This is a genomic window from Thermorhabdus hydrogeniformans (genome assembly GCF_049310025.1).
Classification (GTDB): domain Bacteria; phylum Bacillota; class Thermosediminibacteria; order Thermosediminibacterales; family Tepidanaerobacteraceae; genus JBJYKD01.
The window spans coordinates 1-279 of sequence record NZ_JBJYKD010000108.1 but is presented as its reverse complement, the minus strand read 5'-3'; the positions used below and the strand labels follow the sequence as shown (position 1 = coordinate 279).

At 27.6% G+C, this 279-nt stretch carries 1 protein-coding gene; it reads left to right on the top strand.

The features are described 5' to 3' along the window. Window positions 1-279 (top strand): recombinase family protein (locus tag ACKX14_RS15690; RefSeq protein ID WP_422449306.1); only part of this gene is annotated, 279 nt, incomplete at both ends.

The window sequence follows — 279 nt, the reverse complement described above, 5'->3', positions numbered from 1 at the left end:
CGAATTTTAGATGATAGAAGATATATTGGAGATTATGTAGGGGGACATACTGAAAAAGTAAGTTTTAAATCTAAAAAAACAAGAGTAAAAGATGAGTCAGAATGGACTATAATAGAAAACCATCATGAACCAATTATTGATAAAGAACTATTTGAAAAGGTACAAAAAATTAGAAAGAAAAGAAAAAAAGAAAGCGATAAATACAATAATGGTTTCAAGTTGGTAGATGTAGAAAACAATTTATACTCAGGACTTTTATATTGTGGAAGATGTGGAACA